Below are 23,471 nucleotides of genomic sequence, written 5' to 3'. Positions count from 1 at the left end.
ATACTCAGTAGCTTAATGATTTAATGGGTAATCATTTAATGGTCTGGCTGATAAGGATATCACTGCTTTTCGTTGTCGTACTGAGCTTTTCGGTAGGAAATGTTTCAGCGCATTCGGTGATCGTCTCTCAAGACGTTAAAGAGCAAACACTCAACAGAAATTTTCTTTTCGCAGTTTTTTCAATGCGTGTTACCCGTTGGCCAGATGGAAGGCCAATCCGGGTCTTTGTGTTACCTGACAGAAACCCCCTACATCGTTTGTTTGTTAAGCAGCATCTGCAAATTTTTCCTTATCAGTTAAGAAATAAGTGGGATCGCCAGGTTTTTACTGGTGCCGGCTCTGAACCTGAACAGGTGGATACCATGGAAGAGATGTATCGCAAAGTCAGCCAAAATAAGGGAGCAATTGGCTATATTGAAGAGTCATTTAATTTAAATCTTGAGAAAGTGAGGGTGGTCGATGAGTTTTAAATATCTCCCCGCCCTTATTGTGTCAGGGCTTAGTGCATTTTGTTCCGTCGGTTATGCGGATGATTCAGATCATGATTTTTCGGTTAATGGCTTTATCACGCAAGGCTTTTTTTACACCGATCACAATAATGTCTATGGTGAAAGTAGCGATCACGGCAGCTTTGACTTTCATGAGATCGGCTTAAATACGGCTTATCGTTTTACCCCAAAGCTACGTGGCGCGGTTCAGTTGATGTCACGTCAAGCCGGTGAGGTCGATAACGGAGAGCCTAAGATCGATTATGCATTGCTTGACTATCGTTTCACCGATTCCATCGAACATGCGATTGGTGTGCGGGTTGGTCGGCTGAAAGTCCCCTTTGGTTTTTATAATGAAACCCGTGATGTAGCCTTTACTCGCCCCAGCATTATTTTACCGCAGTCGCTTTACTTTGATCAGGCACGGGATTTAGAGCTCTCGATTGATGGTGCGATTCTGTATGGATCCTTATCGGTGCCGGGTGGTTGGCTTGATATCGATCTGCTGTATGGTAGCCCACAAAAGGATACCAATGTTGAGTATGCTTATTTAGCGATGGATGCTGCGGGGAAGTTCGAAGAATCAGAAGGCTTAATGGGCCGTATTGTCTATAATACAGATAACGGACGGGTCAGGGTTGGTGCTACGGTTTCTGAATATCGTTTGGGCTATGAGCCTGGCGGTGGTTCATATCCCTTTGAGTTCAATAAAGGTGATTTGAAGCTAAACGTGGCGATGCTGTCAGCACAGTACAATACCGAGCACTGGAGCTTAACCGGTGAGTATATGGTGCATGATATTGATTGGACGGAATTAGGCGGTATTTACGCTGCACGCCCCAAAACCCCTTTAACATCGTATTATCTGCAGCTCCAATACCGTCTGAACTATAATTGGGACTTGCTACTACGCTATGATGATTTGATGTTAGATGGCGATGACCCTCAAGGAAAAATTAACAGTCGGCTGTTTCCTTTCCGTCAGGCGCATAATTTCTATAGTAAAGACATTACCCTCGGTGTGGGTTGGCGCCCCAACGCTGACTGGCTGTTTCGGGCAGAACTTCACAATGTGGAGGGCACAGGTTGGGCAGCGGAGCAGGATAATCCTGATTCGTATGCGTTACGCAAATACTGGAATATCTTTGCTTTGCAAGCGACCTACCGTTTTTAAGCAATGGTATTGTGAGGGATAACATGATGGTCGGCGCCCGCAGAAAGTTTTTAAGCATCCGATGGAAAATTTTCATCCTACTAGTGGTCGTACTGGTTGGGGTGCAAGGGATGTACGCTTTTTTTTCGTTATCGCAACTCAATGATCAGTTCAAGTTACAACGTGAACAAATTAACCTGTCTGAAGTCGCCCGCCTAGATGGTTCCGTTGATGCCTCTTATCAGCGTTTGCTCGAAGTCGCAGAGCTATTACCTCTGATCGATAGTCGTCGGCAAGAATACTACAGTGATCCGTTAGCGCAGTTGACTGAGTTGATTGATCTTAAATTCGACGCCTTTCAATTGACCGGTTCCGTTAATGCCGCTTACCTTTTTGATAGCCAGGCTCGTACAGTCGGGATGTGGGGGGAGCGGGTGAGTATCGACACGGCCGATATTCAAACGGTCTACGATACAGAGCGGCCGCTGAGAAAACTGGTTTGTACGTCGGTATGTTTACGCTATGTGGCTATCCCTATTCAGATGGGCGGAGAAAAGCTAGGCGTGCTGATGGTGGGCCGTTTTCTCTACGATGTGATTTATGATATCAAGCAGCAGACCAAACTGGACATTGGTTTAGCCTTAGGAGCCCCTGAGGGGGTCGGTGAGTTAGGTAATTGGGGATTGCTGATCAACTCCTTGACCAATCGGTCACAAAATCAAGAGCTATTAGAGCAACTAAGTCTGCAGCAAACCTTTAACCCAGCCGGTGGTAGTTATGTTTTAGAGCATAACGACCGTTATTTTGAAGTGCTTTTTTCACCGTTGAAAGGTGTGAGTGAAGGGCGTGCTTATTGGGTCGTTCTGGATGATATCTCCGGCCATCTACTCAGTATTCGCCAGAGTTTGCTGAATTATCTACTGCTTGGGGTAGGGGGGATTTTAACGGCGCTGGTGTTGTTGTCATGGCTGTTGCAAAAGCCGATTCAGTTTTTTACCGAGTTAGCGAACGAAATGTCGTTGCTAAGCCAGGGGGAGTTTAGTGAATTTCGTAAGACGCTGGCGCAATTTCGACATCGAGATAAAATTTTCGGTGAAGATGAGCGGGATCTGTTAGTTCGTAGTTCGATACAGCTGAGTGAACAGCTTGAAAGGCTTGAAGATGAAGTCGCTGAGCGTACGGATAGCCTTGAGAAAAGCCGACAAGCCTTAACGCAAGAGCGTGATTTTCTGTTTGGGCTGCTGGAAACGGCACCGCTGGTTATCATCACCCAGAACAGTAAGGGGCAGCTGCGCAGCGTTAATCACTTTGGTTTGCAGCTGATGGATTTGGATAGTCACTCTTTCCGTAAAGCGACCTTTATCGATACGTTACAACGTGAAGATGAACGCCTCGACTTTCTGGCCAACACTGAGCGGTTGATGAAAGGGTTGGAAACCGAAGTTCGCACCGATAGTGTGTTGTTGGACAGTAGTGGTACTCGGCATGATCTTTCTTGGCTGCATGTGCGGCTGAGAAAATCCCATGATGAGCCGCTGATGTTGAGTATCGGGGTGGATATTAGCGACCGTAAGTTGGCTGAACGCCGTCTTCAGTGGCTGGTTAATCATGACCCTCTGACCGAGCGGCCCAACCGGTTGTTCTTTCTCAGCTGCCTGAATGATGCGATTGAAAAGAAACGCGGACCGGAAAGTCATGTCGGGGTGCTATTTATCGACCTAGACCGGTTTAAAGAGGTGAATGATTCATTGGGTCATACGGTGGGTGATAAGTTGCTAAAAGTGGCAACCCGACGTATCAGTGAGTGTATTCGCGATACTGACTTGTTGGCTCGGCAAGGGGGCGATGAGTTTAGTGTCTTGCTGACCAGTATCCGCGATCTTGAAGGCGCTGAAGTAGTTGCCAGTAAAGTGCTTCAGGCGTTTCAGCAACCCTTCTGGATCGGTGAGTATGAGATCGTGGTGACGGTGAGTATCGGTATCAGTCTATTCCCCGATCACGGAGTCGATGGCGCAACGCTGATTAAACATGCCGATGTGGCGATGTTTCAGGCTAAAGATGCGGGTAAAAACTGCTATTACATCTACGATGTTGAGAAAGATCATCAACGTTTTGAGCGGTTCTCACTGGGGACTGATCTGCGCAAGGCGATTCAGAATAATGAATTGGTGCTGCATTACCAGCCACAGGTCGATGCTATTACGCATCGGGTGATGGGCGTTGAAGCGTTGGTTCGTTGGCAGCACCCTACTGCTGGCTTGTTGCCCCCTGACCGCTTTATTCCGTTGGCAGAAGAGTTAGATTTGATTGTTCCGCTGGGTGAGTGGGTATTACGCGAAGCTTGTCGACAGATGCAGGCTTGGATAGAGGTGGGTCTTCCCGACATGCGAGTCTCGGTTAATCTGGCCGGCCAACAGATAGCCCATGAACGTTTGATTAAAAGTGTTGAAGAGGCGCTAGAGGCCTCAGGGTTGAGTCCCGAGTGTCTTGAGTTAGAAGTGACTGAAAACTTTGTGATTCGTCAGCCCGAAGTGGCGATCGGTAAGCTAACCTATCTGCGGGAGCAGGGTATTACACTGGCGATGGATGATTTCGGTACGGGTTACTCGTCGCTTAGTTATCTGAAAAAGCTACCGATTGATCGGTTGAAAATTGACCGGAGTTTCGTTAAAGATATTGGGATCGATCGCAGCGATGAATCAATCATTAAAGCAACGCTGGCGATGTGTCATACACTGGGGCTAGAGGTTGTAGCGGAAGGGGTTGAGACGAGTGAACAGTTAGACTTCCTGAGAGATAATAACTGTCAGATTATTCAAGGATATTATTTTAGTAAGCCTCTGCCTCCCGAGGACTTTTGGCAATATATCTCTCACGCGAAGCAGTTGAAGGGTATCTGATTTAACAGATATCCGTTAACAGCGAAGGCGGTCGGGTCACGATGGATGGCAGGCCTTGATTAGTTTTGCCCGAAAATACTGGCACGGGTGTTGATGTAGTCAAACTCCTCGCCCTGTTCTTCGGCGGTAAAGCGCAGTTCGTCGAGACGTTGAAATTTTTCTAATTCGATATCTGCCATATTATGTAAGCAGCTGCCACCGAAAAACCACAGCAGGTCGCGGGCGATAAGGTGTGCTAGTTGAGGGTACATACGAAATGCGCGGTCGAGAAATAGCTCGCCCTCTTCATATACCTGTACATCGCCTTGCTCAAAATTGTGGATCAACTGCTGGAAATCAAGAATGAACTGTTCCTCTTCTGCCGAGATCTCCTCAAGGGTGAAAGGTTCTTGGCGGATAAAATTGTTGTAAGCAATTTTGAGAAAATTAAGGTGATGAAACTGATAGGGTGTCATAGTGGTCCGGTGCTGTTATAGGCGATTGCAAAGCGCCATTTTAACCCAGAATTTAAGTGGCAGTAACCGTTGAAATTATCGATACTTGCCCCAATCTATGCTGTTTAGTCGTTTCAAGTATTTCCCTCCTATAGATATTCCACAGGACACTGCATGACAACTGCACTCTCCATTAAAGACCTGCGCAAGGTTTACAGTAATGGCTTTGAAGCACTGAAAGGTATCTCTTTTGATGTACAGGAAGGTGATTTTTTTGCCCTACTAGGACCCAATGGGGCAGGAAAATCCACGACCCTTGGTATCGTTTCTTCTCTGGTGAATAAAACCAGCGGTCAGGTCGAGGTATTTGGTTATAACCTCGATAGTCAGGCCGATAAAGCGAAGTGTGAGTTAGGTGTTGTACCCCAAGAATTTAACTTCAATATGTTTGAAAAAGTTGAAGATATTTTGGTTACTCAGGCTGGTTATTACGGTATTCCGGCCGCTGAAGCTAAACAACGCAGCGAATTTTATCTACGTAAATTAGGGTTGTGGGATAAGCGAGATGAGCCATCGAGAAGCCTTTCTGGTGGTATGAAACGGCGCTTGATGATTGCCCGAGCATTGGTGCATCAGCCTCGCTTGCTCATTTTGGATGAGCCGACAGCGGGGGTTGATATTGAACTGCGACGTTCCATGTGGGAGTTCTTGCAGGAACTTAATGCCAGCGGGACCACCATTATTCTTACTACCCACTATCTTGAAGAAGCGGAAAGCCTTTGCCGTAATATCGGTATTATCGATCGGGGTGTGATTGTTAAAAACTCCAGTATGCGAGATCTGCTACAACAGCTAAATACTGAAACTTTCATTCTTGATATTAGCCCGTCACAGAGCCAATGTCCGGTACTGGAGGATTATGCGGTCACTATTCAAGGGGGTAATACATTGCAGGTCGATGTGGAAAAATCTCAGGGGATGAATCGCTTATTCAGCCAGTTAAGTGAGCAGGGGATCGAAGTGACCAGTATGCGTAACAAGAGTAATCGGTTGGAAGAGTTGTTTGTTTCGTTGGTGGATAAAACCCTTCCCGAGAAAGCTAAGGCGGGTGAAAACAATGAGTAACAAGCAACTATTTATCGCCTTCTGGACACTTCTGGTAAAAGAGGTGCGTCGTTTTACCCGTATTTGGGCACAGACACTGCTGCCACCTGCGATCACCATGACGCTCTATTTTATTATTTTCGGTAATCTGATCGGCTCACGCATTGGTGAGATGGGTGGCTTTGACTATATGCAGTTTATTGTGCCCGGCTTGATTATGATGTCGGTCATCACCAACTCATACAGTAATGTGGTGTCATCTTTCTACAGTACTAAGTTTCAGCGTCATATCGAAGAGTTGCTGGTGTCACCGACGCCTAATTGGATTATTCTGGCAGGGTATGTGCTGGGTGGCTCAGTGCGCGGACTGTTAGTGGGCTTGATCGTGACGACCCTATCGTTGTTTTTTACCGACCTACATATACATAACTTTTGGGTTATTACTTCGGTTGTCTTTTTAACGGCGATTCTGTTTTCATTGGGTGGTTTTATTAATGCTGTTTTTGCCAACAGCTTTGATCATATATCGATCATACCGACCTTTGTATTAACGCCGTTGACCTATCTGGGGGGGGTGTTTTACTCCATTAATTTATTGCCTGATTTCTGGCAGGGCGTTTCTAAGTTGAACCCGATACTGTATATGGTCAACACCTTCCGTTATGGCATTCTAGGTGTGAGTGATATTAATATCGGTCTGGCTTATGCCATGATCATCGGTGTGATTGTAGTACTGTTTAGTTATTCCATGTATTTGCTCAATACCGGTAAAGGTATACGACAATAGAGAGGTCGTCAGATGAAAGATCAACATAGTGCTCTGGATCATGCCCCTCTAGGCGCGGATACCGAGTATGTAAACCAATATGATGCATCACTGTTATACCCTATTGCCCGAGACCTGAACTGGCAGGCACAAGGGATTGAACGTACCGCATTACCATTTCAAGGCTGTGATATTTGGAATGCGTATGAGGTGTCTTGGCTGAATAGTCGGGGGAAACCGGTTGTCAGGTTGGCAGAGTTTCGGATTCCAGCGAGCAGTACTCATATTATTGAGTCAAAATCGTTCAAACTCTACCTTAACTCTTTTAATCTAACGCGTTTTGCGACGGAAGCTGAGGTGAAATCGCGGATGGTTGCAGACCTTTCCGCGAGGGCTGGTGGGCCTGTAGAGGTATTATTACGGTCCGTGGATAACAGTGATGCGATCAGCCATTTTGATGGTGAGTGTCTGGATGAGTTGGATGTTGAGGTCAGTGATTATAGCCCTGCACCACAGCGTCTTAGCGCTACGGGGGCAGTAATCGAAGAGGCCTTATACAGTCATTTGTTGAAATCTAATTGCCCCGTCACGGGACAGCCGGACTGGGCGAGTATCTCGATTGAGTATCGTGGACCCATGATCGATAGGGCGGGGTTGTTACAATACCTAATCTCCTACCGTGAGCACGGTGATTTTCATGAGCAGTGTGTCGAATCGATCTTTATGGATATTTGGCAGCGTTGCCAGCCAGAAAAGCTAACGGTCTATGCGCGTTATTTACGACGGGGTGGACTGGATATTAATCCATGGCGTAGCAGTGAAGCAGGGCAGCCTGTTAATCTTCGTTTAAGCCGCCAATAACAGGAGTTAACATGGACGCATTGAGTAACCTGCATCAGCGAGTTTCTATCGCTGCGCTGGAAGCCCCAGGGCCGACTTCACAGCAATTGGATAATATGTATCGTGCCGCATTGCGGGCCCCTGATCATGGGGCTATCCAGCCATGGCGTTTTCTTAATATTGCCGGTGATGCGCGTCAAAAATTGGGTGAGTTGTATCTGCGTGCAATGGCCACGGATCAGGAACTTTCTCCCGAACAGCAAACTAAATTTAGAAACATGCCCTTACGAGCGCCACTGATTATTGTGGCGATAGCATCGACTAAAGATCACCCTAAAGTGCCTCGTTCTGAACAAGTTATCGCGGCCAGTTGTGCTGTGCAGAATATGTTATTGGCGGCTCATGCTCAGGGGTTAGGTGCTATTTGGCGTACCGGTGAACTGGCTTATCATCCGGTCGTGATGGATGGCCTCGGCTTGCAGGAGGGAGAGGAGATCGTCGGTTACCTATATGTAGGAACGCCAATGCGACAGCGCACCGCCCCTCAGCCTGAAATTGATAAATTTGTTAGCGATTGGGGTTAATCGATCAGTGACAGACATGACCAAGCCAATGAATCACCAGCAGACCGCAGAAACCTTCCAAGTCTGGCTTAAAGATCAAATTCCGTTGATTAGCCATATGGGAATAGGTGAGCCTGTTTATGACGGTCGATCTCTGACCTTGCGGGCAGCGCTGGCGCCTAATGTGAATGATAAAGGCACCGGCTTTGGTGGTTCATTGGCGACATTAGCAACGTTGTGTGGCTGGGCGATAGTGACTCTGTATCTGCGTGAGCAGGGACGGGATTGTGATGTGATGATCCGCGATAGTCAGTTGAAATATTTAGCGCCAGTGACCGGTGATTTTACCGCTGTAACGGTATTACCTGAGCAAGCGGAGTTGGATCTCTTTATGAGTTATTTAGAGGCTAAAGGTCGTGGTCGCCTTAACCTTAATGTTGAGATTCGTCAGGGAGATACGGTGGCTATGACGCTTGCCGGTGCTTATGTGGCGGTGGAAAGACTGTCGTAGAGTGTTGCTTAAAGGTTATAGAAAGAGAGACTTGTTTGAAGTCCGAAGTCCGAAGTCCGAAGTCCGAAGTCCGAAGTCCGAAGTCCGAAGTCCGAAGTCCGAAGTCCGAAGTCCGAAGTCCGAAGTCCGAAGTCCGAAGTCCAAACAAACGAAGCGTTCGGACCTCGGATAGCTGCTTTTATTTCAAAGCCATATTCTGAATTACGATAGGCTCAACAGGTACGTCGCTGTATGGCCCTTGGCGACCGGTTTGCACATGGCCGATTTGAGTGATGATATTCATACCGTTGATGACCTTACCAAACACCGCATAACCAGGACGAGGGCCTTTTGCATTCAGGAAATCGTTGTTTTTCAGGTTGATGAAGAACTGTGATGTTGCACTGTCAGGATCGTTAGTACGGGCCATGGCAATGGTGCCGCGCATATTGGGCAGACCATTAGCCGACTCATTACGGACCGGTGGCAGTGTGTCCTTACGCTCTAAATCAGCGCTAAAGCCGCCGCCCTGAATCATGAAGTTGTCGATAACCCGATGAAAAATGGTATCGGTAAAGAAGCCACTATCAACATAGCGCAGAAAATTCGCGACGGTTAACGGTGCTTGTTCAGGCATCAACTCTAGCTCGATAACGCCCGCGCTGGTGGTCATTACCACGACAGGGTTGAGATCATCGGCAAACGCTGGGCTGAAAAGCGTTACGCTGAGTAACATCGATAGTAGGTATTTCTTAAACATTATGATTCCTTAAAAGTCGAATACTTGTTTCAGTAGATCAGTGGTACGTGCGGCAGGGTTTTCGCGAATCTTTTTCTCTTCTGCTGCTAACATAGTGAACAAGCCATCTAATGCGCCTTCAGTCACATAGTCTTCAAGATTATAGTCTTCAGCAAAATCGCCAACCATCGGTACCTGTGCTGCTTGCTTAGTTAAGTCGCTATAGGACTTGGTAACGCCTACTTGATCCATAGAGCTTTTGACTGATGGGCGAAAGAGTGCTTCTAGACTACTTGAGGTTTTCTCGCGGAAGTACTCGGTTGCAGCGTCATCCGAGCCGTTCAAAATGGTACGGGCATCCTCAATACTCATCTCTTTAATCGCACCGACCAATATTTCGGTTGCTTCGGGTGCCGCTTGTTCTGCCGCGCGGTTCATGCTGAGTTCAAATGCTTCCACCTGTGAGCCGAGGCCGAATTTTTTCAACAGGCTGCTTGCCTGTTCTAACTGGTCGGGTAACGGGATTTTTATCAGATCATTGCTAAAGTAGCCATCTTCTTGGCTCACTGATTCAATGGCCTGCCGGCTACCGACTTCGAGTGCTTCTTTTAGGCCCGCAATGATGGTGTCATAGTCGAGGTTGCTGTCAGCCATACTGGTTGAGGAGGACGAAGAGGACGTATCTTGTTGTTCGATGAGCTGCTTGCCACTTTCTTCTACTTTTTTGAGTAAATCTCCAAAGCCGCCAAAGGCGGTGGCTGTGATGCTGCAAGAAAGCAGTGTAATGCCGACTTTGCCGAGAGTTGCTTTACGCATAATGTGTACTCCGTACGGGATGACTAATAATTTGTTTCAGTTTAATCACTAATACTTAAAATAACCTTAACAATTATGGCAGAGGATGCTGATGAAGGTGAAAATTAACGGTTATAAGTCTACAGATCAAAACTTTACCTTTCTTAACGCTAGCCTGTCTTATTTTTTCTACTGATAAGTTTTAAAGTATCCGCATTATTAGTTTGAGGGTGTACTTCATCATGGACAGTCGTGCTCAGCTCACCAAAACAACGGTGTTTCTACATTGGATTATTGCATTGGCGATCATCGGTAGTCTTGGTTTCGGGCTTTACCTAGAAGACCTGCCGGGCAGCCCAGATAAGGGCGCATTGATCGGTATTCATAAATCGATTGGTGTTTTAATTCTAGTGGTGGCGCTGTATCGAATCTACTGGCGTATCCGCAACGGTTTTCCTCAACGTTTAACGCCAGTGGCCGACTGGCAGGAAAAAGCAGCAACGCTAGTGCATCTTATTCTGTTGGCAGGCACGGTACTTATGCCTATCTCAGGTATTTTTATGTCGGTTGGTGGCGGCCATTCAGTGGCGGTATTTGGTTTGGAAGTGATTCCGGCTCAGGGTGAGATTGAATGGATGGGTGACCTCGGGCATCTCTTGCATGGGCTGGGAGGTAAAATAATGATCGCGGCTATTCTGTTACATGTCGCTGCGGCGGTTAAGCTTTGGTTATTCACTAAAGATAGCACGATGCAACGGATGCTAGGACGTAAGGTGTCTTAAATGATTCAGCGGGGTTGTTAATTCTTAGTTGAGTTAACAATGCTGGATTTGAAGGGGATCAAAAGCCGCGAGACGCGGCTTTTTTATTATATGGTTGAGTGTTGATTCATCACTTATGTGGCTTAAAGGCTAACTGGGTTCGGCTGTTAATTTAAATCAGGGCTAATGCAGCGGTTTGCAACCTCGTCATTTGATGGCAGACTAAAACGACGTTTGTCATCGCTATAGTGGCTTACATTGGGACACCGATCCGGATTAATGCGGATCGGAAGTGATAGGTCCCAGCCATTCTCAATATCGTTGTTATTGCGCGGAATTTTATAGCCAAAGATGCTGCTGAACTGTTTATCAACAGCCTGGCGAGTTTCTTTTTTTAAAAACAGATGCCATTTAGCGGTTGAGCCGATATAGCGGGGAGGCGATTTATACGCGGCGAGCACTCGGATAGATAGCTGACGAAAGTCAGCGAGGGTTGCGTGAGTTACCTGCAGGTTTTCTTGACTCGTTTGTGTGGCTGAATAGCACTGGCCGGTCAGTATAGCGCACAGCATAATTGACGATGTTCGTAGCAACATAGATTTTACAACAGTCCGGTTTTAAATAGTGGTTTGAATAGACGTGAACTTCAGAGTCAGACCCTATAATTACAGAAAAATTCCATAAATTATAAAGCGTTATGCTCTTTTAGCAGCGAGGCTAGGCGCTGAGATAGTGCCTGATAACCTTGATTATTGAAATGCACCGCGTCAGATTTATATTGTGGGCTGCGTAGCAGGTTGGCAATGATCTCAGATTCCCAGACCAAGGCGTATTCTTCAGCTAATTCTCTATATAACGGTGCACTATCGGAAAAGAGTTTTTTCTCCGGTACGGCGACGAGAACAACCTCGATATGCTGCTGTTGTGCCAAGGAGATCATCTGTGCCAAATTGCGTTTCAGTTTGGCCTGATCCAGATTACGGAGGATATCGTTACCGCCTTCTAAGAGTATTAAAAGGTTGGGTTGGTGTTGTTGCAGCAGTGCGGGCAGACGCTGTAAGCCTTCGGCACTGAGTTCACCCGAGATCCCAGCATTAATGACGGTGCGACCGATGAGCTGTTGGAGTTGGGCTGGATAGTCACCGCCAGTGGAACTGCCAACCCCCTGTGTCAGACTATCGCCAAAGGCGAGAATCACGCCCTCCGGTGGGATATATTTCAGCTCGGTTTGATCACTACAACCGCTGATAGTCAGCAGCAGTATAATGAATGCGGCTTTAACGGTTGTTCCAAGCAATGCATTGCTCCAGTGTGACGCCTGTGCCTCCAAAAATGTCCAGTGCACTGCCGATGGTTAGGTCGACATGTCCTGCGGATAATCGGTCTACCAGTTTTAAATCGTCAAGTGAACGCGCACCGCCCGCATAGGTCACTGGTATAGGGCAAGCTTCACCCAGTAGTTTTACTAACTCTTCATCAATGCCGCCTTGCAGACCTTCGACATCCGCGGCATGGATGAGAAACTCAGCACAGTGCTGGCTTAGCTCTGCCAGTGTTTCAGCATTAACCGGCGTTTCGGTCACTGTTTGCCAACGGTCGGTAGCGATATGCCAGCCGTTATCGGTACGGCGGCAACTAAGATCTAAAATCAGGTGCTCAGCACCGGTTTCCGCTTTGATCTTATCGAGCTTATGCCAACTGAACTGCCCACCATCAAAGAGGTAGGAGGTGACGATGACATGAGATGCACCGGCCTCAATAAACTCCGCGGCATTACTGTTATTAACGCCACCGCCAAACTGTAAACCCTTAGGCCAGGCGGCCAACGCTTTGAGCGCCTGCTCTTTATTCCCTGGCCCTAGCGCGATGACATGGCCTCCAGTCAGGTTATGTTTGTGATACAGCGTTGCGTAGTATTCTGCATCATGTTGACTGACAAAATTGGTCTTTGCGCCTTGATCATTCAGGCTACCACCAACAATCTGTTTTACCTGACCTTGGTGCAGGTCGATACAGGGGCGAAACTGGGTCAAAGAACTTTCTCCGAAACTCTGGATATCAAGGGGCTATTGTAGCAGAAAGCGTTCATACCACTATCGGGCGGGGGAAATTCTGCCATATTTCAGGCATAATTCATGGAACAATCACCGGCATTGATGGTCTGACCATCAGCGTGGGATGAAGATTATAATTAAGCAGCATTGAGTTAGAGTGACAGCGTTTGAAAATTGGTAATATTATTGCGCGACTTAAGTCGCTTGTTAGCTCAGCCAAAATTTTGTTGAGTCACCTTCCTACTCCTCATCGTATTGTATTGGGAAGTGTTTTTTTTATTGTGTTGGTGTCTGTGATGCTATCGGAAAATAGCTCTGCGGTGCCTGTTCCTCCGGGTCAATTCAGAAGTACGCTTCCCCTTGAGCTCGATGAGTTGCCAGCGGTTACCTTTGATGAGCAAACCGAAACCCATCAAGGCCCTCGCTCAGATGAGAACCCTGCCATTAGTTATGTGGTGCAAAAAGGGGATATGCTGAGCACGATTTTTAGTCTTTTACATATTTCCCAAACAACCCTTTATAAATTAATGGAAGCCGATCTTAACTTGCTGGCGTTGGATACTATTCAGCCAGGCCATCAGTTAGGCTTCAATTTTGATGAAAATGGACTGAAACAGTTTATCTTTCGCTCAGGCTTAACCTATAAAGTGGTCTTTGATCGCGGAGAAAAAGGCGATTTTGAATTTAAAGAGTATATTGAGAAGGGTGGTTATCGTCGGGAGATTATTAGCGGTACGGTAGAAGGCGATCTGCCAAGGTCGATGAAACGGGCCGGTGCGCGGATTGCTGAAGCCTATCAGGTGACTAACCTCCTCAAAGAACGGATGAACTTCAGAAGCCACCTGCGGGCGGGTGATAAGTTCCAGTTGGCGGTCTCGCGTCAGTATGTTAACGGTGAATACACCGGCAGCAGTATTATTGAGGGCTTTGTTTACGATGGAGCGATACGTAAACAATCAGCGTTTCTGTTTGATGATAACTACTTTGATGCGGATGGCGAGAGTCTAGAAAAAGCCTTTCAGCGGATTCCTTTGGCAAAACGCTATCGTATTTCGTCAGGTTTTAACCCTAAACGCAGGCACCCTATCACCAAGTTGATCCGACCCCATAACGGCACCGACTTTGCTGTGGGTGTTGGTACGCCGGTGCTGGCCGCCGGTGATGGCGTAGTCAGTCGGGTGATTAAGCATCGCTATGCTGGCCTATATATTGAGATTCAGCATAACCGTAAATATAAAACCCGCTATCTGCACCTGAGCAAAGCCTATGTGCGTAAAGGGCAGAAAGTCTCCCGTGGGCAAAAGATAGCCGCATCGGGTAATTCTGGCCGCTCGACCGGTGCGCATCTGCATTACGAATTGCATGTTAATGGTCGTCCGGTGAATGCGATGACGGCACCGATTCCGGTAGTACAGACGATTCCCCGTAATAAGCGCGGCGCCTTTAAACAGCAGGTGGCGTTGATTAAAAACCAGATGGCCGAGCAGTTAGCTCAGGCGGAAAAACAGTAGTTGCTAAGATCAGGCGCTTAAGTTTTACGTTTAGATTAGTGTTTTAGGCCGATCTAAAGGATGTGTCACGCAGCCCGCTTAAAACTGGGCTGCGTTCTCCTCTAGTTGGTCGGGTAAGAAGCGATAAATAGTCATCTCATCAACGCTGTAAGCCCCCATTTTTCGATAGAAATTGATGGCGGGTTCATTCCAGTCGAGACAGCCCCACTCTAAGCGTTGGCAGCCACGCTGTAGCGCCAGTTTTGCCATGTAAGTGATCATGATCTGACCCAGTCCTTTTGATTGAACCTGTTGATCAATAAAAAAACCGTCTATATACAGGCCGGATTGGCCGGTAAACGCAGAAGAGTTTTGATAGAAATAGATAAAGCCGACGGTTTCGCCATCCAGTTCACCAAAAATAGCTTCTCCCTTGCCATCACTTAACAACTGGCGAATGCTTGCTTCGGTGGCGGTGATCTTATCCAGCATTTTTTGATAGGCACCCAATTTCTTCATATAGTCGACCACTAAGGCAGCATCATCAGGGGTACCGTGCCGGAGTTTAAAGTCTGGGTGTTGAGTTTGAATGAAATCCATATCGTTCTCCTAAATCGTTAATCCGATGTCACTATCGCTGGTTTTTTTTAGTTAAATGTATTTTCTATTATTCGCCTGTCCGTTTGGCTTTTGGCCAATGTTGTGGAGATGATTTTGTGAATATCGGAAGGGCTATTAGCGATAAATATTGGGTAGTTTGACCTTAAACATAATAGCTAAGGCTCGCAAAATAAAGGCGACTAGAAAACCACCGATCAAGTCGTAGTTATTGGGCAGCTGGAGCCAATTGAGTGTCAGATAGGTTACTGAGCCTGCCAGCATCGTGGTGATATAGAGCTCTTCATTCATCAGTGTTAGGTTACTACCACAGAGTAGGTCACGGGCGATACCGCCGAAGCTTGCAGTCATCACGCCCATACAGACAGCAATGAGAGGAGAGGTACCAAACTTAAGCCCTATCTCGGTGCCGACCACTGCGAATAGGGCAATCCCTACGGCATCCATCCAGAGTAGGGCACGCGTTCGCGATGCCAATTTGGGGGCGATAAAGTAGGTGATGGCCGAGGCGGTTAGACAGACAATGATCCAAACAGGTTCTCGTATCCATAACACCGGTAACTTGCCAAGCAACAGATCGCGCACAGTGCCGCCGCCGAGCCCTGTGACCGTACCGATCAGTAGAAAACCGAGAATATCCATCTTCTGGCGGGCTGCATCAAGCGCACCGGAAATGGCAAATACCGCCACAGCGGAAAGACCCATGATGTTGACTGCTGCGGTAATATCAAATGCCATGGAGAAATTCCTGAGGTCGGTTGTTGGGCTGGGACAATAGGCCTGTGAATTTGCATGAATAATGTTGCAATCTTAAGGCATAAGCGCTGCCTCTGAAACAGAAATATCCACGAGGATTTGATTTTACACAAAGTTTCTTAGGTTAACTAAAAATCGATCTTGCGCGCGAGGCCGTTGTGATAATCTATGGATCTTTTTGATAGTGATGGGCGACCGTAATGAAAATTCTTCATACTTCTGACTGGCATCTAGGTCAGAGTTTTTTTACTAAAAGTCGTAAAGCTGAGCATCAGTCGTTTCTTAACTGGTTATTGGCGCAGGTGGCCGCCCATGATATCGATGCGGTGATTGTGGCTGGAGATATTTTTGATACAGGCACGCCGCCCAGCTATGCCCGAGAGATGTATAACCGGTTTATCGTAGACATAAGTCAGCTAAATTGTACGCTGGTGGTGTTGGGTGGTAATCATGATTCGGTTTCTACCCTGAATGAATCGAAGCAACTGGTGGCCTGTCTTAATACCCATGTTGTTGCTCAGGTGGTGCCGAATAGTCCGTTAAACGCTGAACTAAATGGGGCGCTAAATAACGCCGCCGATAGCGCCGCGCCGGATGAGATGCATCCTCAGATTATTGAACTGCAGGATCGTGGGGGGAAGATAGGCGCTATTTTATGTGCGATCCCTTTTATTCGCCCCCGCGATGTAGTTCAGAGTCGGGCGGGTGAATCGGGCTTGGAAAAACGCCAAGCACTGGGTGAGGCGATTAAAGAGCATTACCATCAGCTCTATCAAGCCGCGTTGGCTGACCGACAGGCGAAGCAGCTCGATGTGCCTATTATCGCTACGGGACATCTGACGGCGTTGGGGGTGAGTCAGTCCGACTCGGTGCGGGATATCTATATCGGTACGTTAGATGGTTTTGCTGCGGATGGATTTCCACCGGCTGATTATATCGCCTTAGGCCATATTCATAGACCGCAAATTGTCGCTAAATCAGAGCATATTCGTTACAGCGGCTCGCCCATCCCATTGAGCTTTGATGAGTTAAAAACGACCAAACAAGTGATAATGGTGACGTTTAATGGCGCTGAAAGAGTCGCGATTACACCGCTTGATGTGCCGATGTTTCAGCCGATGGCGATAATCAAAGGGAATCTTAGTTCGATCGAAACACAGTTGAATACTTTGGCGAACAGTGGTGCTGGTGAAGGGGCGTCATCGGTATGGCTCTGTATTGAGGTTGAGGTCGAAGATTATCTAACCGATCTACCGCAACGGATTCAAAGCCTGACCGAAGGGCTTCCCGTTGAGGTATTGCAGCTGCGACGTTCACGTCATACGGCTAAACAGGGGTTAACACAGACCGCTCGGGAAACCTTAGCCGAGCTAACACCCCAAGATGTCTTTGCCAAACGATTGGAGTTAGAGAGCTTTGAAGGAGAGGTGGAGCAGCAGCGATTGGAGAGAATAAAAATACAGTTTCGGCAAATCTTGGCGGAAGTTCAGGATGGAGAGCAAAACGCATGAAGATCTTAAGCCTCCAGTTTAAAAACCTGAACTCTCTGAAGGGTGAGTGGAAGATCGACTTCACTCAATCGCCTTTTATCGACAATGGTTTATTTGCTATTACCGGCCCTACCGGAGCGGGTAAAACGACACTGCTCGATGCGATCTGCTTGGCGCTTTATCATCAGACGCCGAGGTTAGGTCAGGTCTCATCATCAACGAATGAAATTATGACCCGAGGCACCGCTGATTGTTCGGCGGAAGTTCAATTTGAAGTGAAAGGTAAGGCGTATCGCGCTCATTGGAGTATGCGTCGTTCTCGCGGTAAAGCTGATGGTAATTTGCAGCAGGCGGATGTTGAGTTGGCAGAAGTCGTGACTGGTAATGTATTAGCCACGCAGATTCGACAAAAAAGTGATGAGATCGAACGGATCACCGGCCTAGATTTCTCTCGCTTTACCAAATCAATGCTGCTGTCTCAGGGAGAGTTTGCCGCCTTTTTGAATGCCCGAGAAGCCGAACGTGCTGAGTTGTTAGAAGAGTTAACCGGCACCGAAATTTACGGTCAAATATCTGAGCGGGTGCATCTGCATTTTAGTGAGGCAAAGCAAACGTTGGCAGAGCTTAATTCTCAAGCGAAAGGGGTGCAGCTACTCTCCGACGAAGATAAGCAGCGGCTTCAGGAGGAATTAACCCAGTTACAGCAGCAACAGTCAGCGCATAAAGCTAAAGTTGTCGCGGTCGACGCCCATCTACAGTGGTGGCGACAGCATGATCGCGGACAACAGGCGATCATTGTTAACACCGAACGGCTGCAGGCGGTCAAACAACAACTGCGTCAAGCGCAACCCGACCTCGAGCGGTTAGAGCAGAGTAAACCGGCGGAGCAGCTTAGAACGCCCTTTACTCTATGGCAGGAAGCGCTATCGCAATATACAACCGCTCAGGCACGCTATAGCGAAAAACAGGCCTTAGAGCCGCAAGCCAAAGCGCAAAAGGACGCCGCCGTGGCCGCTTTAAGCCAACAACAGGCTTTGTTAAATGAGGCTAAAGAGCGCCACGAACAGCAAGAACGTCTCATCAATGAACAGGTTGTGCCGCTGGATCAACAGATCAGTGCTGAACAGGCCAAACTCAAGGATAAAGACCAGCAGCTTACCGAGCTTGTTGCGAAGAGGGATAGCAGCCAGCAGCAATTAACGACACTCAATGCACAGATAACAACTCAGGCTGAGACGCTGAGTGGCATTGAACAATACCTACAGCAGCATCAGGCGGATGGATCGTTAAAACAGTATTTAGGGCAGTGGCAGTATCAGGCCCAGCAGATTCTCACCGATGAACGCTTATTAAAGGCCCAGTGTGAAACAGAGATTCAGCTGCAGCAACAACTGAACCAACAACAGCTTTCACATGCAGCGCAAAAGCAACAGTATCAAGCTGTGGTGACAGAGGCCGGCAAACTCGAACAGCTCTGGCAGCAGGCCAATAGCGACTATTTGAAAGCCAGTGAACGGGGCGATTTAGACACACTAGAGCAGCAGCGGGAACAACATAATGCCGATTACACTCGGTTACTGGCGTTGCAGTCACTTAGTCGCCGCTGGCGAGATCTCGAAACTGAACGGCTTACGAAACAAGCAGAGCACAAGGATAAGCAAACACAGCAGACAGCGTTAACAGAGACGCGTGAGCAACTGCGAGAACAGTATGAACAACAGAAGCAGCTAGTGAAGGTGTTGAGTCAACTCGTCAGTCAGGATGAACAACTCGCCCAGTTCCGTGCTGCTCTACAAGCCGGGGATGAGTGTCCTCTGTGTGGTGCCCATGAGCATCCCAAGCTCGATCACGGACAGGGAAATAACTTCTCGGATCCATCTCAGGCCATTAAAGAGAGAGATTTAGCTGAACAGACGTTGACCACGATAACCGAGCAGGGGCGGAACGCTGCAAATACGCTGGAGTCGCTTGGACGTCACCTGCAGGAATTAGTGCAGCGCTTCAGTGCGATCCGCAATGAACAGTCTCATCTCGAACAGCAGTGGCAATCGAACGATCTTAAACTTCCGTTCCCGATTGGGGATCAGCAAGGTTTACAGCAGTATGAAGTCGCTGAAGAAGGCAAACGGCAACAGTGTTTAGCGGCGATTCAGCAACTTAAAACGTTGCATCAACACAGCGATGAGGCGAAACAGCGCTGGGATTCTGTAGAACGTGATGCGGAACAGCTGAAAAACAAACTAACGTTGAACGAACAGGCATTGATTAATAGCTCTACCCGTCTGATTGCCGTGCAAGAGGAAAAAAACAAGCTTTTAGAGCGGATTAGCGAGCTACGAAGTGCGTTCGCCGCGCAACTTACCGAGCAGGGCTATCCATCACCTGAGCCAGACACATTGCACGTCTGGCTGGAGGCTAAACAGTCGGATGCGAAACAGTGGGATAGCTACAGTCGTCAAAAAGAGCAACTTAGTAGTGACCTGAATCGCCTCGAGATCGAACAGGCGCATTGCCAACAGCAACTGAACGAGTTGGCATCGCAACTGATTAAACAACAGAATGAACAGCAACAGCTCAGCCAGTCATTGCTCTCACTGCAAGAGCAACGGCGAGGTATTTTTGCTGGCCGACAGGTTAGTGAAGAGCGTCAAAGGAGTTTACAGCATCTTCAATCGGTAGAGGCAGATTGTAACGCAGCGCAGGATCGTAGTCAGAAATTGTCCAGCGTTCATACTAAGCTGCTGGCCGAGTTAGGAAGCCAGCAGCAAGGATTGAAGGAGTTGCAAGATAGGCAGGAAGAGCTGAAGACTGATTGGCTAGCAGTGTTGGCTGAAAGCCCATTTGCTACCGAAACGGCATTCCAGCAAGCCTTGTTACCCGAGTCCGAACGTAAGACTCTTCTTGATAAGAAGCAAAAGCTAGACAGCGAATTGGAGCGTGCCAAAGCATTGCTCGAAAGTGCCGAGCAGTCACTGACAGAGGTGCTGGCAAACCCTCTTTCTGGGGCGTATCAGCAAGTGCCACAAACGGCTATCGAAGCTCAGATCAGTGAACTGAATACAAGGGTTGAGCAGCTGGTTAAAAGAGGGGGCGAGATCAATAACGAGTTGACCTCCGATGGGATGCGTCGTGAAAGTCAGCGGGCCCTGTTTGATAAGATTGAAGCGTATACCGAGCAGTATGATGATATTCAATATCTACACTCGCTGATCGGTTCACTGAAAGGGGATAAGTTTCGTAAGTTTGCGCAGGGGCTAACCCTCGATAACCTAGTCCATCTGGCCAATCAGCAGTTGGAACGGCTTCATGGTCGCTATCTGCTGAAGCGAAAAGAAAATGCCGGTCTGGAACTCAGTGTGCTGGATACTTGGCAGGGGGATACCGAACGGGATACTAAAACGTTGTCCGGAGGCGAAAGCTTTCTGGTGAGTTTGGCATTGGCATTAGCGCTTTCCGACCTAGTGAGTCATAAAACCAGTATCGATTCGTTATTTTTGGATGAGGGGTTCGGTACATTGGATAGCGAAACCTTGGATATTGCCCTCGATGCGCTGGATAACCTGAATGCTTCAGGCAAGATGATTGGTGTGATCAGCCATATTGAAGCGATGAAAGAGCGTATCCCCGCGCAGCTGAGAGTGATTAAAAAGAGCGGGCTGGGGGTCAGTGAACTGGAGAGCCGGTATCGCGTGATGAACTAATAGAATCCGGTCGCGGCGGTCAAGCGAGAAGCGTTATCGTACAATCGCCTGCTTGATCGCGACTGAACGCTCTGAGCCATCAACGAGGCTCTATTAATAAGCTCTATTAAGAAGTTCCCTTAAATAGGTGCGTCATTATGTCACGGTTTCTGCGGCATCCTGTCACACCCCAGCAGCGGGCCGTCTCTTTACAATAGCCGCAGTTTTTACAACTCTCTGCTGCTAAGGAACGCTGTATGATCAAAACAACGCTATCGCTGGCTATTGCTGCGACTATTTCGGCTCAGGCATTCGCTGGCCATGATGATAAAACGCTGGTGATCGAAATAACGTCAGGTTTGCCTCAGGTTGAAAATACCGTGCACAGTGAGACGGCCACTGTTCAGGCCTCACCGACAACGGATGGCGGTGAGCTGCTACAGAGTCTGAGTGGCGTGTCGGGTATCCGCATGGGTGGACGTGCAATTGATCCGGTGATTCGCGGTCAGAGTCAAACGCAACTGAATATCTTACTCGATGGCGCCTATATACACGGTGGCTGCCCTAACCGCATGGATCCACCGACGTCTTACACCTCAGTCGATAGCTACGATAGCGTGACCGTCATTAAGGGTAATCGAACCGTCGTTTACGGCGGTGGAGGGCCCGGTGGTACCGTTCTATTTGAACGTCAATGGCCGCAATTTGATGAAAAAAACTACACCGGAGAATTAAGCGCAGGCTATCAGGGTAACGGTAACCGCTATGAGCTGGGGGCGGATGTCGCGGCCGGTTCTGATGAGGGCTATATTCGCATCATCGGCCATAAAACCGAAGCTGATAATTATGATGATGGCGATGGTAACGAGGTGCGTTCATCATTTGAAAGTTTGTCTAAATCTATTCTAGTGGGTTATCGCCTAACCGATCTGACAACCATCGAAGCTAGCTATGAAAAGCAAGAAGAGGATGATGTGCTATTTGCCGGTGCGGGAATGGATTCACCCTATGCGGATGCCGATACTACGCGCTTGAAATTGACTCATGAATTTGAGCGCGGTGCGTTACAGCAAGTGCAGTTGCAACTGTATAAATCAGACGTTAAACACAATATGGATAATTACAGTCTTCGCCCTGCAGGCATGATGAAAATGCAGGCTCCTTCGACCTCAGACACCGAAGGTGGTCGGCTGATTTTTGATGCCCATGCCGCGGATATCGCCTGGACCTTTGGTGTAGATGTGCAGAACAATGATCGTGATGCAGAACTTCAGGACAGTACCGGTGTGGCCAGTCGTCTGCTTTGGCCAGGTGTTGAAATTGATCAAACAGGGTTGTTTGTTGAAGGAGAAAAGGTATTAAACAGCGATGATGTTGTACGTGCCGGTGCACGTTATGATCACGTTACCGCTGAAGCGACCCGCGCGAATGAGATTGTAGGTGGTATGACGCCTGCGGCCATTTGGTCGATGACGGGTGCACCTACCGATGCGGGAGAACAGCGCAGTGAAGATAACGTCGGTGGTTTTGTTGGCTGGACCCACCGTTTAAATGATCAATATAGTGTTGAAACAACCCTATCCCGTAGTGTGCGGACGGCCGATGCCACTGAACGGTATATGGCGCGGATGACGATGACGAGCGACTGGATCGGTAACCCCTTGTTGGAACCGGAAAAGCATCATCAGTTAGAGGTGAGTTTGCAGGGGGATCTTGATTCCCTGAACTGGTCGGCGACCGGTTGGTATAACCGAGTAAGCGATTATATTCTGCGTCAGACGGTTGCGGCAGGCTCGAAAAGCCGTGATATCTATCGTAATGTCGATGCCGAGCTGTATGGCGCTGAGGTGGATGTGAGTTATCCGTTAAATGCCAACTGGCAGTTGAGCAGCGCACTGGCATGGACCGTGGGTAATAATTTGGATGATGATACCAGCCTATCCCGTATCGCCCCATTAGAGCTGAACACTTCGCTGGATTATCAGCAAGACCGGTTACAGATGGGCGTCGAGTGGCAACTGGTGGCTAGTCAGAATGATATCTGCCTGTCAGGCAGTTCTAACTGCGGTGGTCAGGATGTACGTCAATCACCGGGTTATGGCGTGGTTAATGTGCACGCTCAATATGAGTTTAACAATGGTTTGAGTCTGTTAGCCGGTGTGGATAACCTGATGGATAAAGCCTATACCGTACACGAAAGCCGTGATGATTCAGTCAATCCTGATCCATTCCAAGTGGCTGAACCTGGCCGTAGTGCTTGGATTCGGGTGAGCCAGTCATTCTGATTTATCGGGTTAAGGCTCTTATTTTGCCGGATTGAGAGGTCCGGCTTTGGTCTGAAATAGGCAGA

General features: G+C 48.0%; 21 protein-coding genes. 13 read left to right on the top strand and 8 right to left on the bottom strand.

Annotated features, from left to right (window positions below; translation table 11 throughout):
- The first annotated feature begins 38 nt into the window (after window positions 1-38).
- The 3 genes from KO512_RS18130 to KO512_RS18120 are packed head-to-tail and all read left to right on the top strand — an operon-like array spanning window position 39 to window position 4,541.
- A complete protein-coding gene (locus KO512_RS18130; protein WP_215953736.1) occupies window positions 39-470 on the top strand; it encodes a substrate-binding domain-containing protein in 432 nt (143 codons plus the stop codon).
- Window positions 460-1,662, top strand: a complete 1,203-nt coding sequence (locus KO512_RS18125) for an OprO/OprP family phosphate-selective porin (RefSeq protein WP_215953735.1) — start codon at window positions 460-462, stop codon at window positions 1,660-1,662. Before KO512_RS18130 ends, KO512_RS18125 begins: the two co-directional genes overlap by 11 nt.
- A 23-nt stretch (window positions 1,663-1,685) precedes the next feature.
- Entirely contained in the window at window positions 1,686-4,541 is a 2,856-nt protein-coding gene (locus KO512_RS18120) for a bifunctional diguanylate cyclase/phosphodiesterase (protein ID WP_215953734.1), read from the top strand.
- A 59-nt stretch (window positions 4,542-4,600) separates the two neighbouring features.
- On the opposite strand, the gene KO512_RS18115 is transcribed toward KO512_RS18120, so the two are convergent.
- Complete coding sequence (locus tag KO512_RS18115) at window positions 4,601-4,996, bottom strand: PA2817 family protein (protein WP_215953733.1); 396 nt, start codon at window positions 4,994-4,996, stop codon at window positions 4,601-4,603.
- 153 nt (window positions 4,997-5,149) lie between these two features.
- Here KO512_RS18115 and KO512_RS18110 point away from each other — a divergent pair, with 153 nt between their 5' ends.
- Genes KO512_RS18110 through KO512_RS18090 form a run of 5 tightly spaced genes read left to right on the top strand, consistent with a single transcriptional unit; the run spans window position 5,150 to window position 8,759 of the window.
- Window positions 5,150-6,100 carry an ABC transporter ATP-binding protein gene (locus KO512_RS18110; RefSeq protein ID WP_215953732.1) on the top strand — a complete coding sequence of 317 codons (951 nt, stop codon included), beginning with the start codon at window positions 5,150-5,152 and terminating at the stop codon, window positions 6,098-6,100.
- Window positions 6,093-6,866 carry an ABC transporter permease gene (locus KO512_RS18105; RefSeq protein WP_215953731.1) on the top strand — a complete coding sequence of 258 codons (774 nt, stop codon included), beginning with the start codon at window positions 6,093-6,095 and terminating at the stop codon, window positions 6,864-6,866. The genes KO512_RS18110 and KO512_RS18105 overlap by 8 nt, the downstream gene beginning before the upstream one ends.
- Before the next feature lie 12 nt (window positions 6,867-6,878).
- Window positions 6,879-7,706: an NADPH-dependent 7-cyano-7-deazaguanine reductase QueF gene (gene queF, locus KO512_RS18100; RefSeq protein WP_215953730.1), complete on the top strand. Its 828-nt coding sequence runs from the start codon at window positions 6,879-6,881 to the stop codon at window positions 7,704-7,706.
- An 11-nt stretch (window positions 7,707-7,717) separates the two neighbouring features.
- Complete coding sequence (locus KO512_RS18095; protein ID WP_215953729.1) at window positions 7,718-8,269, top strand: nitroreductase family protein; 552 nt, start codon at window positions 7,718-7,720, stop codon at window positions 8,267-8,269.
- 16 nt (window positions 8,270-8,285) lie between these two features.
- Window positions 8,286-8,759 carry a YiiD C-terminal domain-containing protein gene (locus tag KO512_RS18090; RefSeq protein WP_215953728.1) on the top strand — a complete coding sequence of 158 codons (474 nt, stop codon included), beginning with the start codon at window positions 8,286-8,288 and terminating at the stop codon, window positions 8,757-8,759.
- A 178-nt stretch (window positions 8,760-8,937) separates the two neighbouring features.
- On the opposite strand, the gene KO512_RS18085 is transcribed toward KO512_RS18090, so the two are convergent.
- Both KO512_RS18085 and KO512_RS18080 read right to left on the bottom strand, forming a co-directional pair.
- Window positions 8,938-9,498: a peptidylprolyl isomerase gene (locus KO512_RS18085; RefSeq protein ID WP_215953727.1), complete on the bottom strand. Its 561-nt coding sequence runs from the start codon at window positions 9,496-9,498 to the stop codon at window positions 8,938-8,940.
- A 9-nt stretch (window positions 9,499-9,507) separates the two neighbouring features.
- Complete coding sequence (locus tag KO512_RS18080) at window positions 9,508-10,293, bottom strand: DUF4197 domain-containing protein (RefSeq protein ID WP_215953726.1); 786 nt, start codon at window positions 10,291-10,293, stop codon at window positions 9,508-9,510.
- Between the two features lie 221 nt (window positions 10,294-10,514).
- Here KO512_RS18080 and KO512_RS18075 point away from each other — a divergent pair, with 221 nt between their 5' ends.
- A complete protein-coding gene (locus KO512_RS18075) occupies window positions 10,515-11,054 on the top strand; it encodes a cytochrome b (protein WP_215953725.1) in 540 nt (179 codons plus the stop codon).
- Between the two features lie 146 nt (window positions 11,055-11,200).
- On the opposite strand, the gene KO512_RS18070 is transcribed toward KO512_RS18075, so the two are convergent.
- The 3 genes from KO512_RS18070 to hisA form a co-directional block, all read right to left on the bottom strand.
- A complete protein-coding gene (locus KO512_RS18070; RefSeq protein WP_215953724.1) occupies window positions 11,201-11,629 on the bottom strand; it encodes a hypothetical protein in 429 nt (142 codons plus the stop codon).
- 89 nt (window positions 11,630-11,718) lie between these two features.
- A complete protein-coding gene (locus KO512_RS18065; protein WP_215953723.1) occupies window positions 11,719-12,330 on the bottom strand; it encodes a GDSL-type esterase/lipase family protein in 612 nt (203 codons plus the stop codon).
- Entirely contained in the window at window positions 12,311-13,066 is a 756-nt protein-coding gene (gene hisA, locus KO512_RS18060) for a phosphoribosylformimino-5-aminoimidazole carboxamide ribotide isomerase (RefSeq protein ID WP_215953722.1), read from the bottom strand. The genes KO512_RS18065 and hisA overlap by 20 nt, the downstream gene beginning before the upstream one ends.
- Window positions 13,067-13,383: 317 nt before the next feature.
- On the opposite strand from hisA, the gene KO512_RS18055 reads away from it, so the two are divergent.
- On the top strand, window positions 13,384-14,598 hold the full coding sequence (locus tag KO512_RS18055; protein WP_215953721.1) for a peptidoglycan DD-metalloendopeptidase family protein: 1,215 nt from the start codon (window positions 13,384-13,386) through the stop codon (window positions 14,596-14,598).
- 78 nt (window positions 14,599-14,676) lie between these two features.
- On the opposite strand, the gene KO512_RS18050 is transcribed toward KO512_RS18055, so the two are convergent.
- On the bottom strand, window positions 14,677-15,177 hold the full coding sequence (locus KO512_RS18050; RefSeq protein ID WP_215953720.1) for a GNAT family N-acetyltransferase: 501 nt from the start codon (window positions 15,175-15,177) through the stop codon (window positions 14,677-14,679).
- Between the two features lie 135 nt (window positions 15,178-15,312).
- A complete protein-coding gene (locus KO512_RS18045) occupies window positions 15,313-15,933 on the bottom strand; it encodes a trimeric intracellular cation channel family protein (protein WP_215953719.1) in 621 nt (206 codons plus the stop codon).
- A 218-nt stretch (window positions 15,934-16,151) separates the two neighbouring features.
- Here KO512_RS18045 and sbcD point away from each other — a divergent pair, with 218 nt between their 5' ends.
- The 3 genes from sbcD (at window position 16,152) to KO512_RS18030 (ending at window position 23,406) form a co-directional block, all read left to right on the top strand.
- On the top strand, window positions 16,152-17,462 hold the full coding sequence (sbcD, locus tag KO512_RS18040) for an exonuclease subunit SbcD (RefSeq protein ID WP_215953718.1): 1,311 nt from the start codon (window positions 16,152-16,154) through the stop codon (window positions 17,460-17,462).
- Window positions 17,459-21,142: an SbcC/MukB-like Walker B domain-containing protein gene (locus tag KO512_RS18035; protein ID WP_215953717.1), complete on the top strand. Its 3,684-nt coding sequence runs from the start codon at window positions 17,459-17,461 to the stop codon at window positions 21,140-21,142. Before sbcD ends, KO512_RS18035 begins: the two co-directional genes overlap by 4 nt.
- A gap of 236 nt (window positions 21,143-21,378) precedes the next feature.
- On the top strand, window positions 21,379-23,406 hold the full coding sequence (locus KO512_RS18030) for a TonB-dependent copper receptor (protein WP_215953716.1): 2,028 nt from the start codon (window positions 21,379-21,381) through the stop codon (window positions 23,404-23,406).
- The last annotated feature ends 65 nt before the right edge of the window (window positions 23,407-23,471 follow it).

The sequence above is a fragment of the Amphritea atlantica genome (assembly GCF_018860855.1).
GTDB lineage: Bacteria > Pseudomonadota > Gammaproteobacteria > Pseudomonadales > Balneatricaceae > Amphritea > Amphritea atlantica_A.
The sequence above is the reverse complement of the archived record's forward strand: the minus strand, read 5'-3'. Positions and strand labels throughout refer to the sequence as shown.

Coding starts and splice junctions, on each gene's coding strand:
- KO512_RS18130 (WP_215953736.1), top strand. CDS start 39: ATGGTCTGGCTGATAAGGATATCACTGCTTTTCGTTGTCGTACTGAGC.
- KO512_RS18125 (WP_215953735.1), top strand. CDS start 460: ATGAGTTTTAAATATCTCCCCGCCCTTATTGTGTCAGGGCTTAGTGCA.
- KO512_RS18120 (WP_215953734.1), top strand. CDS start 1,686: ATGATGGTCGGCGCCCGCAGAAAGTTTTTAAGCATCCGATGGAAAATT.
- KO512_RS18115 (WP_215953733.1), bottom strand. CDS start 4,996: ATGACACCCTATCAGTTTCATCACCTTAATTTTCTCAAAATTGCTTAC.
- KO512_RS18110 (WP_215953732.1), top strand. CDS start 5,150: ATGACAACTGCACTCTCCATTAAAGACCTGCGCAAGGTTTACAGTAAT.
- KO512_RS18105 (WP_215953731.1), top strand. CDS start 6,093: ATGAGTAACAAGCAACTATTTATCGCCTTCTGGACACTTCTGGTAAAA.
- queF (WP_215953730.1), top strand. CDS start 6,879: ATGAAAGATCAACATAGTGCTCTGGATCATGCCCCTCTAGGCGCGGAT.
- KO512_RS18095 (WP_215953729.1), top strand. CDS start 7,718: ATGGACGCATTGAGTAACCTGCATCAGCGAGTTTCTATCGCTGCGCTG.
- KO512_RS18090 (WP_215953728.1), top strand. CDS start 8,286: ATGACCAAGCCAATGAATCACCAGCAGACCGCAGAAACCTTCCAAGTC.
- KO512_RS18085 (WP_215953727.1), bottom strand. CDS start 9,498: ATGTTTAAGAAATACCTACTATCGATGTTACTCAGCGTAACGCTTTTC.
- KO512_RS18080 (WP_215953726.1), bottom strand. CDS start 10,293: ATGCGTAAAGCAACTCTCGGCAAAGTCGGCATTACACTGCTTTCTTGC.
- KO512_RS18075 (WP_215953725.1), top strand. CDS start 10,515: ATGGACAGTCGTGCTCAGCTCACCAAAACAACGGTGTTTCTACATTGG.
- KO512_RS18070 (WP_215953724.1), bottom strand. CDS start 11,629: ATGTTGCTACGAACATCGTCAATTATGCTGTGCGCTATACTGACCGGC.
- KO512_RS18055 (WP_215953721.1), top strand. CDS start 13,384: ATGCTATCGGAAAATAGCTCTGCGGTGCCTGTTCCTCCGGGTCAATTC.
- KO512_RS18050 (WP_215953720.1), bottom strand. CDS start 15,177: ATGGATTTCATTCAAACTCAACACCCAGACTTTAAACTCCGGCACGGT.
- KO512_RS18045 (WP_215953719.1), bottom strand. CDS start 15,933: ATGGCATTTGATATTACCGCAGCAGTCAACATCATGGGTCTTTCCGCT.
- sbcD (WP_215953718.1), top strand. CDS start 16,152: ATGAAAATTCTTCATACTTCTGACTGGCATCTAGGTCAGAGTTTTTTT.
- KO512_RS18035 (WP_215953717.1), top strand. CDS start 17,459: ATGAAGATCTTAAGCCTCCAGTTTAAAAACCTGAACTCTCTGAAGGGT.
- KO512_RS18030 (WP_215953716.1), top strand. CDS start 21,379: ATGATCAAAACAACGCTATCGCTGGCTATTGCTGCGACTATTTCGGCT.